The organism is Caenispirillum bisanense (genome assembly GCF_039523075.1).
Classification (GTDB): Bacteria; Pseudomonadota; Alphaproteobacteria; order Rhodospirillales; family Rhodospirillaceae; genus Caenispirillum; species Caenispirillum bisanense.
In genome coordinates, this window is the sequence record NZ_BAAAEP010000004.1 from 75,729 (window position 1) to 90,533 (window position 14,805).

Genomic DNA, 14,805 nt, shown 5'->3' on the forward strand with positions numbered 1-14,805 from the left:
GGCCGCGCCTCAGAACCCGCCGCCGCCACCGCCGCCGAAGCCGCCGCCGACGCTGATGCCGGAGGACGAGGACGACGAGCCGCTGCCGTCGCCGCTGCCGTCCGGGGCGGTGGTGACGCTGTCGATGCCGGCGGTGAGGCCGTGGCCGAGGTCGTCGCTCAGGCGGAGCGGATCGCCGCCGCCGCCGCCGTACCACGCCCAGGTATGGGGCGTGGCCACCACGTCGCCGATGCCGGCCGAGGCGACGGCGGCGGAAGCCGCCAGCGCCGCCCCGAAGCCGAGCGCCCACGACTGTTCCAGATCAAGCGCCAGGGCATAGGGCAGGTAGCGGTCGGGCGGCAGGGCGGCGTCGGCCATGGCGGCGGCGGCACCGGCCGCGCCGCCCGACTGGGTGATGAAGGCGGCCATGCCCTCGATCTCGTCCTGGACGCGGCGGCCGTCGTGGGTGGGCGCCTTCAGGGCCCAGGCGAAGAACACCGCGATGCCGGTCAGCGCCAGCAGGCCGGCCAGCACGGCGACGCTCACCACCGCCAGCATGCCGACCATGATCACCAGGCCGATGAGCAGCGCCGGCACCACGGTGAAGGCAAGGAACCACAGCGCCCGCCCGATGCCGCGGCCGCGTGCCACCTGCCGCGCATGGCGCACCACGTGGCGGCCGAGGAACCAGGCGATGCCCGCCACCGCCGCCAGGATGAGGCCGAGGATCACCGCCGAGCCGATGTCGGCGATGGCCGCCAGCATGGCGATGCCGGCCACCACCGACAGGGCGACGCCGATGCCGAGGAACAGGCGGTTGGTGACGAACAGGCGGTCGTTGTTGCCGGCCTCCAGCGCTTCCTTCAGGGCGTCGTTTGCCTGCCGCAGCCAGCGGCCGTCGGCGTCGTCGAGGCCGCGTTCGAAGGCCATGGCGAAGAACAGCTTGTTGGCGACGGCGCGTTCCTCGGGGAACAGGGCGGTATCGGGGGCGCCGGTGCGATGCAGCTGCCAGCCGCCGTCGGCGCGGCGGTCGATGGTCAGGAAGCCGTTGACGGCCATGTTGACCAGCGCCGCCGCCAGGCAGCGGGTGTCGTAGCCCATCTGGCGGACGAAGCGCACCGCCGCCGGGCTCATGTTGGCGGGCGGCATGGGGCGCGGGATGATCTGGCCGGCGGCCGGATCACGGCCGAGCCACCACCACACGGCGCCGAAATAGATCAGCACCACGCCGACGGCGCCCAGCACCATGGGCAGGCCGGCCATGGGGGCGATCGGCTCCAGGTCGAGGTCGGCGTCGGCCGCCTGCGGCTCGTCGCCGGTGATGGCGCCGGCGGTTTCGGCAAGGCCGCGCGGGATGTCCACCGCCACCGTCAGGCCGTGGCCGGGCGGCAGCGCAAGGCGCGAGCGCACCGACAGGGCGCCGTCGCTGCCGATGCCGCCGTCGACGTTGCTTTCGCCGCTGCCGGCGGCGCCGGTGACCGCCTTCCAGCCGGCCGGCGGCGTGGCGCCGGGCAGGGTGACGCGGGCGGCGGCCTCGGCGATGGGGAACTCCCAGCCGGTGCCGGTGACCTCCCACCGCAGCAGGTCGTGCGCCTCGCCGGCGGTCAGGGTGCCGGAGGCGCGGTAGGTGAGGGTGAAGACATGGTTGCCGCGCGGCAGGTCCTGCGCCGGGTCGCCCAGGCGGACGCGCACGCCGGCGTCGTTCCAGGTGACTTCCGTCGGCACCGGATGGCCGTCGCGGTCGGCGCTGACCAGCGAGAAGCCCAGCCGCCGCCCCTCCGGCCCGGTGAGCGGGATGTCGCGGTAGATGCCGCGGCGGATGCGGTCGCCGGCGGCCCGCACGGCGATGGTTTCCGTCACCATCAGGTCGCCGGACGGCTGCACCGCGATGTCGGCGGCGAACCGGGTGATCTGCTCGGACGCCGCGGCGCTGCCCCCACCGCCCGTGACCGGCGGCAGGACGACAAGGCACAGGATGACGGCGACGCGGACGCAAAGCGCCCGGATCATGGAACGGGTCATGGTGCTCCGACCTTCTCCCCCCGAAGGATGCCGCAGGACGCGGCGGCGGGACTATAGCACGGGCGGCGGCCGCCGGGGTGACGGCGATCACGTCGCCGGCCGTGACTTCGGTGCAACGGCCGCCGAAGGCGGCGCAGCGACGGCCGGCGAAGGCGGTGCAGTGACGGCCGCACCGGCCCGACCGGCATAATTGGTTCTCCCGCCCCGGTTTCCAATGTGCTAACCATGCGGCACCGCGCAAGGCGCCGTCGCGGGCCGGTCCCGACCCATGGCGCGCGGTCCTTGCTCCGTCGTTCACCGCCGCTATGGGAAGGCCCCGCCCGTGAGCAAGCTGTCGCTGCCGAAGGACAAGATCAAGATCGTCCTGCTGGAGAACGTCCACGACAACGCCGTGGCGTATCTGCGCTCGCACGGTTACGAAAACATCGAGATGCACAAGGGCGCCCTCGACGCCGACGACCTCAAGGCGGCCATCGCCGATGCCCACATGGTCGGCATCCGCTCCCGCACCAAGCTGTCGAAGGACGTGCTGGCCAGCGCCGAGAAGCTGATGGTGATCGGCGCCTTCTGCATCGGCACCAACCAGATCGACCTGCACGACGCCCAGTGCCGCGGCATTCCGGTGTTCAACGCCCCCTACTCCAACACCCGGTCGGTGGCGGAACTGGTGCTGGGCGAGATCATCATGCTGGCGCGCGGCATTCCCCGCCGCAACTGGATCTGCCATGAAGGCGGCTGGGACAAGTCGGCCGCCGGCTCGACCGAAGTGCGCGGCAAGACCCTCGGCATCGTCGGCTACGGCCACATCGGCACCCAGCTGTCGATCATCGCCGAGGCGCTGGGCATGAAGGTGCGGTACTTCGACATCGCCGACAAGCTGGCGCTGGGCAACGCCCAGTCGTGCCTCAGCCTGAAGGAGCTGATGGAGGTGTCGGACTTCGTGTCGCTGCACGTGCCGGACACCCACCAGACCCGCAACATGATCACCGCCACGGAAATCGGCTGGATGAAGCCCGGCAGCTTCCTGGTCAATGCCGCCCGCGGCAAGATCGTCGACATCGACGCCCTGGCCGAAGCCCTGCGCACCGGGCACCTGGCCGGCGCAGCGCTGGACGTCTTCCCGGTCGAGCCGGCGACGGTGGAAGACATCTTCGAAAGCCCGCTGCGCGGCATGAAGAACGTCATCCTCACCCCCCACATCGGCGGCTCCACTCAGGAGGCGCAGGCCAACATCGGCACCGAAGTGGCGGAAAAGCTGGTGAAGTATTCCGACAACGGCTCCACCGTCGGCGCCGTCAACTTCCCGGAAGTGATGCTGCCGGTCCACCAGGGCGGCCTGCGCTTCATGCACATCCACCGCAACGTGCCGGGCGTGATCTCCAAGATCAACGACGTGTTCGGCCGCCGCGGCCTCAACATCGTCGGCCAGTACCTGCGCACCGACGAGAGCGTCGGCTACGTGGTGGTGGACGTGGACGGCATCATCGAGCCGGGCATGGGCGTGCGGCGGGAGCTGGAGGAGATCGACGGCACCATCCGCACCCGCTTCCTCCAGTGCCAGGAACCGTAAGGGGCGCCCTCGCCTCTTCCTTTGCGTCGCCGGGCCCGCCCCAACGTCGGGGCGGGCCCGCGCGTTAGGGGCGCATGACGCCCCGGTCCCTGCACGCGCCCGCCGCGCCCCACCCCGACCCCGATCCGCCGCCGCCCCTGCTGGCGCCGGAGGAGACCTGCTGGCGGGTGGCGCAGGCGGACCGCTTCGGCATGATCGTCGACTGCGAGGACTATTTCGCCGCCTTCCGCGAGGCCTGCCTGGCGGCGCGGCGGCGCATCTTCCTGGTCGGCTGGGACTTCGACACCCGCGTCCGCCTGCTCACCCGCAACCCGCGCGACGGCTGGTCGGTGAAGGTGGGGCGGTTCCTGACCGAACTGGTGGACCGCCGCCCCGACCTGCATCTCTACATCCTCAAGTGGGACGTGGCGTTCTTCACCTTCTTCCGCCAGAACCCGTGGCCGATCCGCGCCATCCAGTGGAAGCTGGCCAAGCGCGTCCATTTCAAGCTGGATGGGGAACACCCGTTCGGCTCCTGCCATCACCAGAAGGTGGTCTGCATCGACGACCGCTTCGCCATGGTGGGGGCCATCGACATCACCCGCGGCCGCTGGGACACCCGCGCCCACCGCGACAACGACCGCCGCCGCATCACCCCCGGCGGCAGCCGCTACAACCCCCATCACGATGTCTCGTCGGCGGTGGACGGCGAGGCGGCGCAGGCCCTCGGCGAACTCTGCCGCGACCGCTGGCGGCGGGCGACCGGCGAGGTGCTGGAGCCGGTGCCGCAGGACGAGACGCCGGCCGATGTCTTCCCCTGGCCGCAGGCGGCGCCGGTGCACGCCCGCACCCTGCCGGTGGCCATCGCCCGCACCCTGCCGCCGTGGCAGGACCAGGCCGGCATCTTCGAGATCGAGGCCATGACCCTGCGCGCCATCGCCCGCGCCCGCCGGCTGATCTACCTGGAGAACCAGTATTTCGCCAGCCGGGTGGTGGTGGAGGCCCTGGCCGAGCGGCTGCGCGAGGCCGACCCGCCGGAGGTGGTGGTGATCAACCCGCTCAATGCCTCCGGCTGGCTGGAACAGACCACCATGGACACCGCCCGCGTGCTGGCGGTCACCGCCTGCCGCGCCGCCGACCATGCCGGGCGCTTCCGCATCTACTGCCCGGTGACGCAGAAGGGGCGGCCGATCTACGTCCACTCCAAGGTGACCATCATCGACGAGGATCTGCTGCGGGTCGGCTCCGCCAACGTCAACAACCGGTCCATGGGGTTCGACAGCGAATGCGACCTGGCGGTGGCGCCGGGGGCGGAGGAGCACGAGTCCCGCGCCATGATCCGTGGCCGCCTGCTCGACCTGCTGGCCGAGCACCTGGACGTCGGCGAGGACGACCTGACTGCCGCCTGGCAGCGCTGCGGCCGGCTGATCCCCGCCATCGAGGCCCTGCGCCGCGACCAGGGGCGCACCCTGCGGCCGCTGGAGGTGGCGGCGCCGGAGGAGCTGGACGGCATCGACTCCTTCGTCATCCACACCCAGATCGCCGACCCGGAGCGGCCGGAAAAGCCCTGGCGCTACCTGAAAAGCCGGGCCCGCGGGCTGTTCACCCTGCGCTGGTAGGGCGGCGGGGCCTTTCCTGTCTGAGACGGTGTAGTCTCTGCGACGCCCTATGGCCGCCGCCGGAGACCCAACCATGACCGACCCCGCCGCCCCCGCTCCTGCCGCCCCGCCCGAGGTGCCGGGCCGCGACCGCCCGGTGCTGCTGGCGTGGGAGATGGGCGAGGGCCTGGCCCACGCCAGCCGCCTGCTGATGATCGCCACCCGCCTGCGCGCCGCCGGCTGGCGGCCGGTGGTGGCGGCGCGCAATCCCGCCGCCCTGGCCGAGCGCTATGCCGCCGCCGGGGTGCCGGTGGTGGCCGCACCCGTGCACCAGAGCTGCTACGACGGCCCCGGCCCCTTCCGCGCCGCCACCTTCGCCGATGTCATGGGGGTGTGCGGCTATGCCGACCGCGACCGGCTGGCGGCCATGGTGGCGGCGTGGGATGCGGTGCTGGACGCCCACCGGCCGGCGGTGGTGATCGCCGACTACTCGCCGCTGCTGTCGCTGGCCTGCTGCGGCCGGGTGCCGCTGATCCCGGTGGGGGACGGCTTCGTGGTGCCGCCGGGGCTGCCCGACGGCCGCTTCCCGCCGCTCGGCGACGAACAGCCGCCGGTGTGGCCGCCGGACCGGCTGCTCGACCATGCGCGGGCGGTGCAGGCGGCGCGCGGGCTGGCGCGGCCCGAGTCGCTGCCGCAGATCATGCTCGGCATCGGCCCGGTGATGGCGGTGCCGCCGGAGCTGGAGATCTACGCCGACCACCGCCCGCCGGAGGACGCCGCCGCCGGCCCGTGGGACCGGCCGCCGCCGCCGCTGCCGCCGCCCCCGGCCGCGTCACCGCCGCGGGTGTTCGCCTACCTGCGGCTGAACCACGGGCCGGCGCGGGTGATGCTGCAGGCGCTGCTCAACGCCCGCATCGGCGGCGAGGCCTTCCTGCACGGCGCCACGCCGCAGCAGGTGGCGGCGCTGGGGCGCGGCGGGATCCGCGTCCATGCGGTGGCGCCGCCGCTGCGCGAGGCGCTGGCGCCGGCCAGCCTGCTCATCCACCACGGCGGCATCGGCTCCACCGAGGACGCCGCCCTGGCTGGCCGGCCGCAACTGCTGCTGCCGCGCCACCTGGAGCAGAAGCTCAACACCCGGCGCGCCCTGGCGGCACTGCCGGGGGTGTTCAGCGCCCCTGCCGCCATTGCCCTGGAAGCCCTGACGCAGCAGCTGCCGCCGCTGCTCGCCAATGCCCGCGCCCAGGCCGCCGCCCGGGCCGCCGCCGGTCAGCTGACGGCCCGCACCGGCACCGCCTGGCAGGCGCTGCAGCGGCGGCTGGCGATGGTGTGACGGCGGCTAAAGCCAGGTCTGCAGGATGGGGATGAGCGGGATGTCGGCCGGCGGCATGGGATAGTCGCGCAGCCGGTTGGGGGCGACCCAGGCCAGGTCCTGCCCTTCCCGCGGCGTCGGCGTGCCATGCCACTGGCGGCAGACGTAGAGGGGCATCAGCAGGTGGAAGTCGGCATAGCCGTGGCTGGCGAAGGCCAGCGGCGCGAGGCAGCTGCCGCCGACGTCGATGCCCAGTTCCTCCTCCAGCTCGCGGATGAGGGCACGTTCCGGCGTCTCGCCGGGATCGACCTTGCCGCCGGGGAACTCCCACAGGCCGGCCATGCTCTTGCCCTCCGGCCGGCGGGCCAGCAGCACGCGGTTGTCGGCGTCGATGAGCGCCACCGCCGCCACCAGCACGGTCTTCAGCCGGCCGCTGCGCCAGGCGTGGAAGGCATCGCGGTCCAGGTCGGCCAGGCGCACCGCCAGACGGGCGCTGCGCGGCACCGAGACGCGCATCTCCTGGCCGCCGAGGGTGAAGCCCGCCTTCTCCATCACCCGCAGGCTGGCGGCATTGTCGGCCAGCGCGTGGGCCGACAGGCGGGCCAGCTTCAGGTCGTCGAAGGCGAAGGCGGTGATGGCGCCGAGCGCCTCGCTGGCGTAGCCCTGCCCCCAGTGGTCGCGGGCGATCCAGTAGCCGGCCTCGGCACTGTCGGCGGTGATGTTGATGAGCCCGCAGGCACCGATGAAGGCGCCGTCGTCGGCCCGCTCGACGGCGCAGACCACCGCCTTGCCGGCGGCCATGTCGGCGGCGATGTCGGCGATGAAGGCAGCCTCCGCCCCCGCCGGCAGCGGGTGGGGGATGTCGAGCGTGCGGGTGGCCACCGCCGCCTCGCCGACGCAGGCGCGCACGCTCGGCGCATCTTCGGCGGTCAGCGGGCGCAGGCGCAGGCGCGGGGTGCGCAGCGGGAAGACGGCGGTGCAGCCCGCCTCGGCATCCAGCAGGGCGCGCGCCCGCGCCTGCCCGTCAGGTGCGGTAGGAGCCATTGATGTCGATGTAGCCGTGGGTCAGGTCGCAGGTCCACACCGTCGCCTTGCCCTTGCCGAGGCCGATGTCGACCTCGATGACGATTTCCTTGCCCTTCATGTGGGCGACCACCGGGGTCTCGTCATAGCCTTCGACGGCGCGGCCGTGGGCCGCCACCTCGACGCCGCCGATGCGGATGGACAGGCGGTCGCGGTCGGCCTTCTCGCCGGCCTTGCCGACGGCCATGACGATGCGGCCCCAGTTGGCGTCCTCGCCGGCGATGGCGGTCTTCACCAGCGGGCTGTCGGCGATGGCCTTGGCGATGCGCTTGGCGGCGCGGCCGCTGTCGGCGCCGGTGACCCGCACCTCGATGAACTTGGAGGCGCCCTCGCCGTCGCGCGCCACCTGCTGGGCGAGGTCGAGCAGCACGTCGGTCAGCTTGGCCTTGAAGTCCTTCAGGCGCTTGTCGGCGACGTCCTTCACCGGCTTGTTGCCGGCGGTGCCGGTGGCGAACAGCAGCAGGGTGTCGGAGGTGGAGGTGTCGCTGTCCACCGTCATGCAGTTGAAGGTCTTGTCGACGCCCTTCGCCAGCATGGACTGCAGCACCTCCGCCGGCAGGGCCGCATCGGTGACCACATAGGACAGCATGGTCGCCATGTCCGGGGCGATCATGCCCGATCCCTTGGCGATGCCGTTGATGGTCACCGTCACCCCGTCGATGACGGCGGTGCGGCTGCTGCCCTTGGGGAAGGTGTCCGTCGTCATGATGGCGGCGGCGGCCTTCTGCCAGTCGCCGGCGTCGCCGCCGTCGGCCATGGCCTTGGCGAACACGGCGTCAAGCTGGGAGGTGATGCGCTCGTCCGGCAGCTGCTCGCCGATGGTGCCGGTGGAGGACACGAAGACGTGCTCCGGCTGGCAACCGATGACCTCCGCCGCCTTGGCGACGGTGCGCTGCACGGCGGCGGCGCCGGCGGCGCCGGTGAAGGCATTGGCGTTGCCGGCGTTGACCAGCACCGCCCGCGCCCGGCCCTTGCCCTTGCGCAGCGCCTCGCGGCACCAGTCCACCGGCGCCGACGGGCACTTGGAACGGGTGAACACCCCGGCCACGGTGGTGTTGGCCGGCAGCACCATCAGCAGCAGGTCGTCGCGGTCCTTGTAGCGGATGCCGCACGGATGGGCGGCGAAGGTGACGCCGGTCAGCGCCGGCATCTTCGGGAAGCCGGCGGGGGCAAGCGGAGAGACGGACAGCTTCATGGCGGGACGATCACGGCTCGCAAGGGACAGGGAAGACGCGACCGCCCGCCGGCGCCCGAAGGCACCGGCGGGGATCGCAGGTCGGCGGGCAGTATGGCCTTACTGGGCGGGCTTGTCGCCCGTATTCTCGGCCGGCAGATCCTTGCCGTCGAGGCCGAACAGCTTGACGTCGGCCTTGGTGCGCAGCTCGGTCATCTTCTGCTCGATGACCTGGCCGGCGACCTGCTGGTGCAGCTGGTCGCGCACTTCCTCCAGGGCCGGCGGCTGGCTCTGGCGGCGGTCCTCGACCTTGATGACGTGCCAGCCGAACTGGGTCTGCACCGGCGACTCGCTGATGTCGCCCGGCTTCATGGCGAAGGCGGCGGCGGCGAATTCCGGCACCATGTCGCCCTGGGTGAAGTAGCCGAGGTCACCGCCCTTGGAGCCCGACGGACCATCGGACTTCTCGGTCGCCAGTTCGGCGAAGTCCTTGCCCTTCTTCAGCTGGGCGATGACGTCCTTGGCCTCTTCCTCGCTCTTCACCAGGATGTGGCGGGCGTGGACTTCCGGCTCCGGCGGGTTGTCCTTCAGGAAGGCGTCGTAGGCGGCCTTGACCTGGGCGTCGGTGACCTGGGTCTCCACCAGCTGCTCCAGGTAGACCTGCTGCATGATGCGCTCTTCCGCTTCCTTCAGGCGCTGCTTCACCTCGTCGGACTTGGCGAGGCCCTGGTCGGCGGCGGCGCGGGCCAGCAGCTTGGAATCGACGGCGCGCTCCAGCAGCGGGCGGTAGACGGCTTCCAGCGGCAGCATGGCCAGCTGGGGCATCTGCTGGGCCATGGCTTCCTTCATGGCGATCAGGTCGGAGCGGCGGATTTCGTCCTTGCCGACCTTGGCGACCACGGGGTTTTCCGCCGCCTTGTCCTGCGCCAGAACGGGCGCGGCGACGAGGGTCGGGACGGCGAGCGCGGCGGTCGCGAGGACGGAAGCGGACAGCGCAGCGCGCAGGAACTTGACGGCCATGACGGGCTCCTTCGGGGCCTTGAAGTATCGTACAAACGGGTTCGGTCGGCGGCACCGCCGCCACGCGGTGCCGGCTGCCGCAGGGTGGGGCAGCTTTCCGGCGAAAGGAAGGCGGTCACAACATCACATCGCGGGCGGCTCGGCAAGCGGTGCCGCAAGGGGGTTGACCCGCACCCGCCGGCGGGTCGCTTCGTTGACATGCTGGCCGGCCCGCTCTATGTGTGTGACCGTCCGGAAAAGGCTTGGCAGCCTCGTCCCTCCGCTCCACGTCCGAGGTAGAACTCTCCATGATCGGCGCACTCGCCCGGCGGATTTTCGGCTCCGCGAACGACCGTATCGTCAAGTCCCTGCGCAAGTCCGTGGAGCAGGTGAACGCCCTCGAACCCACCATCGAGAAACTCAGCGACGACGAGCTGCGCGGCAAGACCGTGGAGTTCCGCCAGCGCCTCGCCGACGGCGCCGAGCTGAACGACCTGCTGCCCGAAGCCTTCGCCGTGGTGCGCGAGGCCGGCCGCCGCGTGTTCGGCATGCGCCACTTCGACACCCAGCTGATCGGCGGCATGGTGCTGCACCAGGGCAAGATCGCCGAGATGAAGACCGGCGAAGGCAAGACCCTGGTGGCCACCCTGCCGGTCTACCTCAACGCCCTCACCGGCGAGGGCGTGCATGTGGTGACGGTGAACGACTACCTCGCCCGCCGCGATGCCAACTGGATGGGCCAGCTCTACCGTTTCCTCGGCCTGTCGGTCGGCGTCATCCTGCATGAACTGAACGACGACCAGCGCCGCGCCGCCTATGCCTGCGACGTCACCTACGGCACCAACAACGAGTTCGGCTTCGACTACCTGCGCGACAACATGAAGTTCCGCCTGGACGACATGGTCCAGCGGCCCTTCCATTACGCCATCGTCGACGAGGTGGACTCGATCCTGGTGGACGAGGCGCGCACGCCGCTCATCATCTCCGGCCCGGCCGAGGACGGTTCCGCCCTCTACACCGCCGTCAACGCCCTGATCCCCAGCCTGACCGAAGTCGACTTCGAGAAGGACGAGAAAGCCCGCGCGGTCACCTTCACCGACGAAGGCACCGAGCACATGGAGGAATTGCTGCGTCAGGCCGGGCTGCTGCAGGAAGGCGGGCTGTTCGACATCGGCAACGTCACCCTGCTGCACCATTCCAACCAGGCCCTGCGCGCCCACAAGCTGTTCACCCGCGACGTCGATTACGTGGTGAAGGACGGCAAGGTCGTCATCATCGACGAATTCACCGGCCGCATGATGGAAGGCCGCCGCTACTCCGAGGGCCTGCACCAGGCGCTGGAGGCCAAGGAAGGCGTGCAGATCCAGGCCGAGAACCAGACGCTCGCCTCCATCACCTTCCAGAACTACTTCCGCCTTTACCCGAAGCTGGCCGGCATGACCGGTACCGCCATGACGGAAGCCGGCGAATTCGCCGAGATCTACAAGCTGGAAGTGGTCGAGATCCCGACCAACCGCCCCTTCGTGCGCGACGACCAGGACGACGAGGTCTACCGCTCCGCCCGCGAGAAGTACGACGCCATCGTCGAACTGATCGAGGAAGCCCACAAGAAGGGCCAGCCGGTGCTGGTCGGCACCACGTCCATCGAGAAGTCGGAATACCTGGCCGACCTGCTGCGCAAGAAGAAGAAGATCCAGCCGTCGGTGCTGAACGCCCGCTACCACGAGCAGGAAGCCTGGATCGTCGCCCAGGCCGGCCTGCCCGGCGCGGTGACCATCGCCACCAACATGGCCGGCCGCGGCACCGACATCCAGCTCGGCGGCAACCTGGAAATGCGGGTGTGGCGCGAGTGCGAGGGCCTGGAGCCGCACACGCCGGAGTACGACGCCAAGGTCGCCGCCATCAAGGCCGACATCGAGGCCAAGAAGCAGCAGGCGCTGGCCGCCGGCGGCCTGTTCGTCATCGGCACCGAACGCCATGAAAGCCGCCGCATCGACAACCAGCTGCGCGGCCGTTCCGGCCGTCAGGGCGACCCCGGCGCCTCGCGCTTCTTCCTGTCGCTGGAAGACGACCTGATGCGCATCTTCGGGTCGGAGCGCATGGAGGGCATGCTCCAGAAGCTCGGCCTGAAGGAAGGCGAGGCCATCGTCCATCCGTGGATCAACAAGGCCCTGGAAAAGGCCCAGAGCAAGGTCGAGGCACGCAACTTCGAGGTCCGCAAGAACCTGCTGAAGTTCGACGACGTCATGAACGACCAGCGCAAGGTGATCTACGAACAGCGGCGCGAGCTGATGAACGCCGCCGACGTGTCGCAGGACGTCACCGAAATGCGCCACGACACCATCGCCGAGATCGTCCACAAGGCGATCCCGCCCAAGGCCATGCCGGAGCAGTGGAACGCCAAGCTGCTGCACGAGGAAGCCGTGCGCGTGCTGGCCCTCGACCTGCCGGTGGCCGAGTGGTTCAAGGAAGAGGGCATCGCCGAGGACGAGATCGTCGAGCGCCTGATCCAGGCGTCGGACGAGAAGATGGCCGCCAAGGCCGCCAGCTACGGCCCCGAGCTGTGGCACATGGTGGAAAAGAGCCTGCTGCTGCAGATCCTCGACGGCGTGTGGAAGGAACACCTGCTGCAGCTGGACCACCTGCGCCAGGGCATTTCCCTGCGTGCCTACGCCCAGCGCGACCCGCTGAACGAATACAAGTCGGAAGCCTTCGAGATGTTCCAGCAGATGCTGGCCCATCTGCGCGAGCGCGTCACCGGCACCCTCAGCCATGTGGAATTGCAGACCCAGCGCACCCCCGAGGACCTGCAGCCGCAGAGCCGCTCCGTCCCCATGCGGGAGGAACACCCGACGCCGGCCCCGGCGGTGGGCGGCGGCGGCGTGCCGGGCGTCGCCCCGGCGCCGGCCGGCAGCGGCGGCGGCGTGGCGCTGGCCGAGCGCGATCCGGCCGACCCCGCCACCTGGGGCCGCGTCGGCCGCAACGAGCCCTGCCCCTGCGGCTCCGGCAAGAAGTTCAAGCACTGCCACGGCGCCCTGGCCTGAGGCCGGGGTCGCCCGTCCTCCGCGGTTGCGCCCGTCCCGGCGGCGGGTGTAGCGTGGAGGATCGGCCTGAGGAGACTGCCATGGATGCCATCGTCAACACCGCCGCGGCGCTCGGCCGCATGCAGGCGGGCACCGTGCAGCAGCAGCTCGGCACGCTGATGGTGAAGGCGGCCATGGACTCGGCTGCGGCGCAGGTGGAAGCGGTGGCCCAGGCGGTCGCCGACAGCCGCGCCATGATGGATGCCATGCAGGGCCGCGGCACCCAGCTCAACCTGACGGCCTGAACCACCGCGACCGCCGTGGCGGCCGCCGGATGCAACCCGGGAGGGGAAGATGGAGACCGGCAGAGTCGGATCCCGCGGATCTTCCGCTTCGGTGGGCGGCGCCCGCGACCGCAAGCGGTCGGCCGGCGCCGTCGTCGGCTTCGATGACGACGACCGCGGCCGCGGCGACGGCGAACGGCGCCACCGCGACCTCATCCGCATCGACGGCGTGGTGTTCGACCGCAACGCCCCGCGCGGCACCTACCTCAACATCGTGATCTGATCCGTTCGGCGGCCGGCGCCGCCGTCGCCCGCCTCACTGCGTGCAGGGGTGGCGGGCATCGCCCGGCTGGCAGACCGTCAGCGCCCGCAGGATGGCGATGGCCTCCTGCTTCTCGGCGTCGGAGACGGCCGGGGCGCTGCTGTCGAAGGGCGGCGTGTTCCACACCCGCTGCACCAGATACAGGTTGTCGTTGCCCTGCAGGGAGCGGAAATAGGCGATCTCGCCCTGCCCGCTCTGGCTGTTGCGGGTGCAGGCGGTGATCCAGAAGGCGGACGGGTAGTTGTTCGACAGCCCGGTCTGCAGCGCCCCGGCGGAGGCCTCGTCGCAGGCGGCGCGCAGGGCGCTGACGGTGCGTTCGCGCAAGGATTCGGCCGGCAGCGCTGTCATCTCGCGGTAGACCTGCAGGATGATCATGTCCTTCCAGCCCTGCAGCGACTGGCCCTGCGGTACGAAGGTGATCATGTCGACATTCTGCTGGCGGCTGCGGTCCACCTCTTCCCAGCGCTGCGGCACGGCGAAGCCGTAGACCTCCGGCTGGCGGGTCGCCTCCTGGGCCGCCGCCGCGGTTGCCGTCGCCAGGGTCAGCACCGCGGCCGCCGCCGCCATCCACCGTCGCATGTCGTCTCACTCCTCCGTCAGGTGCGCCACTGTCGACGGAAACGCCCGCCGCCGCAAGGGGGCAGCGGGCGGGCGCCGGGGCCGGACGGGACCGCGCGGGGACAGGGCGGCAGCCTAGTCTTCCAGCTTGGGGTCGATCAGCTGGCCGAACAGCCGGCGCACGCCGTCGCCCCACTGCTTGCGCAGGCCGAGCAGGTAGGGGTCGTCTTCCTCCAGCGTGCGGCGGTGGAAGGTGCGGTACTGGTCGGTCTTGGCCACCAGCACGTCGATGGGCAGGCCGACCGACAGGTTGGAGCGCATGGTGCTGTCCATGGACACCAGAGCGCATTTCACCGCTTCCGGCAGCGGCGTCTCGGGCCCGATGACGCGGTCGAGGATCGGCTTGCCGTACTTCGTCTCGCCGATCTGGAAGAACGGCGTCAGCGGCCCGGCCTCGATGAAGTTGCCGGCGGCGTAGATCATGAACAGCCGCATGGGGCCGCCCTTGATCTGGCCGCCCAGGATGAAGCTGGCGATGAAGTCGGCGCCGTGCTGCTGCAGCGATCCGGCATCGTCCTGATACACCCGCCGCACCGCCTGCCCCACCAGCTTGGCGGCGGCGTTCATGCCCGGCACGGTGAGCATGGTGGAGCCCTTCTTGCGCTTTTCGCCGCCGGGCAGGCGCACCTTGTCCTCCAGCTGGCTGGCGACCGCCTGGGTGATGGCCAGGTTGCCGGCCGACAGCAGCACCAGGATGCGCTCGCCGGGCTTTTCCCAGACGCGCATCTTGGAGAAGGCGGAGATGTGGTCGACGCCGGCGTTGGTGCGGCTGTCGGAAACCATAACCAGGCCATCGTTCAACAGAAGGCCGAGACAATAGGTCATGATGGTCGCTTCTTGTCGGA

Annotated in this window: 12 protein-coding genes and 1 pseudogene; 6 read left to right on the plus strand and 7 right to left on the minus strand. The window is 70.9% G+C overall.

Annotated elements, in window-relative coordinates:
* Positions 1 to 9 precede the first annotated feature (9 nt).
* Positions 10 to 2,001 (minus strand): DUF2207 domain-containing protein, encoded by a 1,992-nt coding sequence (locus tag ABD056_RS03930; RefSeq protein WP_343864605.1) that lies wholly within the window; start codon positions 1,999 to 2,001, stop codon positions 10 to 12.
* 322 nt (positions 2,002 to 2,323) lie between these two features.
* Here ABD056_RS03930 and serA point away from each other — a divergent pair, with 322 nt between their 5' ends.
* The 3 genes from serA to ABD056_RS03945 all read left to right on the plus strand — a co-directional run bounded on the left by serA (position 2,324) and on the right by ABD056_RS03945 (position 6,478).
* Complete coding sequence (gene serA, locus ABD056_RS03935) at positions 2,324 to 3,571, plus strand: phosphoglycerate dehydrogenase (protein ID WP_343864607.1); 1,248 nt, start codon at positions 2,324 to 2,326, stop codon at positions 3,569 to 3,571.
* A 74-nt stretch (positions 3,572 to 3,645) separates the two neighbouring features.
* Positions 3,646 to 5,169 carry a phospholipase D-like domain-containing protein gene (locus tag ABD056_RS03940; protein ID WP_343864609.1) on the plus strand — a complete coding sequence of 508 codons (1,524 nt, stop codon included), beginning with the start codon at positions 3,646 to 3,648 and terminating at the stop codon, positions 5,167 to 5,169.
* 73 nt (positions 5,170 to 5,242) lie between these two features.
* Positions 5,243 to 6,478: a glycosyltransferase gene (locus ABD056_RS03945; RefSeq protein ID WP_343864611.1), complete on the plus strand. Its 1,236-nt coding sequence runs from the start codon at positions 5,243 to 5,245 to the stop codon at positions 6,476 to 6,478.
* Positions 6,479 to 6,484: 6 nt separating this feature from the next.
* Here ABD056_RS03945 and mutT read toward each other — a convergent pair whose 3' ends face one another.
* The 4 genes and pseudogenes from mutT to ABD056_RS03960 form a co-directional block, all read right to left on the minus strand.
* The gene (gene mutT, locus ABD056_RS22885) at positions 6,485 to 6,922 is read right to left on the minus strand and encodes an 8-oxo-dGTP diphosphatase MutT (protein WP_425545003.1); all 438 of its coding nucleotides are present in this window, start codon (positions 6,920 to 6,922) and stop codon (positions 6,485 to 6,487) included.
* Positions 6,923 to 7,000: 78 nt separating this feature from the next.
* Positions 7,001 to 7,501: pseudogene (locus ABD056_RS22890) on the minus strand (GNAT family N-acetyltransferase); the annotation flags it as partial.
* The gene (argJ, locus tag ABD056_RS03955) at positions 7,482 to 8,735 is read right to left on the minus strand and encodes a bifunctional glutamate N-acetyltransferase/amino-acid acetyltransferase ArgJ (protein ID WP_343864615.1); all 1,254 of its coding nucleotides are present in this window, start codon (positions 8,733 to 8,735) and stop codon (positions 7,482 to 7,484) included. The gene argJ and the pseudogene ABD056_RS22890, both read right to left, overlap by 20 nt.
* A gap of 99 nt (positions 8,736 to 8,834) precedes the next feature.
* Positions 8,835 to 9,734 carry a foldase protein PrsA gene (locus ABD056_RS03960; protein WP_343864617.1) on the minus strand — a complete coding sequence of 300 codons (900 nt, stop codon included), beginning with the start codon at positions 9,732 to 9,734 and terminating at the stop codon, positions 8,835 to 8,837.
* Between the two features lie 287 nt (positions 9,735 to 10,021).
* Between ABD056_RS03960 and secA the strand changes: the two genes are divergently transcribed.
* The 3 genes from secA (at position 10,022) to ABD056_RS03975 (ending at position 13,303) form a co-directional block, all read left to right on the plus strand.
* Positions 10,022 to 12,757, plus strand: a complete 2,736-nt coding sequence (secA, locus tag ABD056_RS03965; RefSeq protein ID WP_343864619.1) for a preprotein translocase subunit SecA — start codon at positions 10,022 to 10,024, stop codon at positions 12,755 to 12,757.
* 80 nt (positions 12,758 to 12,837) lie between these two features.
* On the plus strand, positions 12,838 to 13,041 hold the full coding sequence (locus tag ABD056_RS03970) for a hypothetical protein (RefSeq protein WP_343864621.1): 204 nt from the start codon (positions 12,838 to 12,840) through the stop codon (positions 13,039 to 13,041).
* A gap of 49 nt (positions 13,042 to 13,090) precedes the next feature.
* On the plus strand, positions 13,091 to 13,303 hold the full coding sequence (locus ABD056_RS03975) for a hypothetical protein (RefSeq protein WP_343864623.1): 213 nt from the start codon (positions 13,091 to 13,093) through the stop codon (positions 13,301 to 13,303).
* A gap of 33 nt (positions 13,304 to 13,336) precedes the next feature.
* On the opposite strand, the gene ABD056_RS03980 is transcribed toward ABD056_RS03975, so the two are convergent.
* Together ABD056_RS03980 and ABD056_RS03985 are read right to left on the minus strand one after the other, a co-directional pair.
* Complete coding sequence (locus tag ABD056_RS03980) at positions 13,337 to 13,921, minus strand: hypothetical protein (RefSeq protein ID WP_343864625.1); 585 nt, start codon at positions 13,919 to 13,921, stop codon at positions 13,337 to 13,339.
* A 114-nt stretch (positions 13,922 to 14,035) separates the two neighbouring features.
* On the minus strand, positions 14,036 to 14,743 hold the full coding sequence (locus ABD056_RS03985) for a proteasome-type protease (protein WP_343864627.1): 708 nt from the start codon (positions 14,741 to 14,743) through the stop codon (positions 14,036 to 14,038).
* Positions 14,744 to 14,805: the final 62 nt, after the last annotated feature.

Bases quoted from the DNA above. Each gene is read 5' to 3' on its own strand.
- ABD056_RS03960 (WP_343864617.1), bottom strand. From the start codon at position 9,734: ATGGCCGTCAAGTTCCTGCGCGCTGCGCTGTCCGCTTCCGTCCTCGCG.
- ABD056_RS03930 (WP_343864605.1), bottom strand. From the start codon at position 2,001: ATGACCCGTTCCATGATCCGGGCGCTTTGCGTCCGCGTCGCCGTCATC.
- ABD056_RS03970 (WP_343864621.1), top strand. From the start codon at position 12,838: ATGGATGCCATCGTCAACACCGCCGCGGCGCTCGGCCGCATGCAGGCG.
- secA (WP_343864619.1), top strand. From the start codon at position 10,022: ATGATCGGCGCACTCGCCCGGCGGATTTTCGGCTCCGCGAACGACCGT.
- ABD056_RS03985 (WP_343864627.1), bottom strand. From the start codon at position 14,743: ATGGTTTCCGACAGCCGCACCAACGCCGGCGTCGACCACATCTCCGCC.
- argJ (WP_343864615.1), bottom strand. From the start codon at position 8,735: ATGAAGCTGTCCGTCTCTCCGCTTGCCCCCGCCGGCTTCCCGAAGATG.
- ABD056_RS03940 (WP_343864609.1), top strand. From the start codon at position 3,646: ATGACGCCCCGGTCCCTGCACGCGCCCGCCGCGCCCCACCCCGACCCC.
- ABD056_RS03980 (WP_343864625.1), bottom strand. From the start codon at position 13,921: ATGCGACGGTGGATGGCGGCGGCGGCCGCGGTGCTGACCCTGGCGACG.
- ABD056_RS03945 (WP_343864611.1), top strand. From the start codon at position 5,243: ATGACCGACCCCGCCGCCCCCGCTCCTGCCGCCCCGCCCGAGGTGCCG.
- ABD056_RS03975 (WP_343864623.1), top strand. From the start codon at position 13,091: ATGGAGACCGGCAGAGTCGGATCCCGCGGATCTTCCGCTTCGGTGGGC.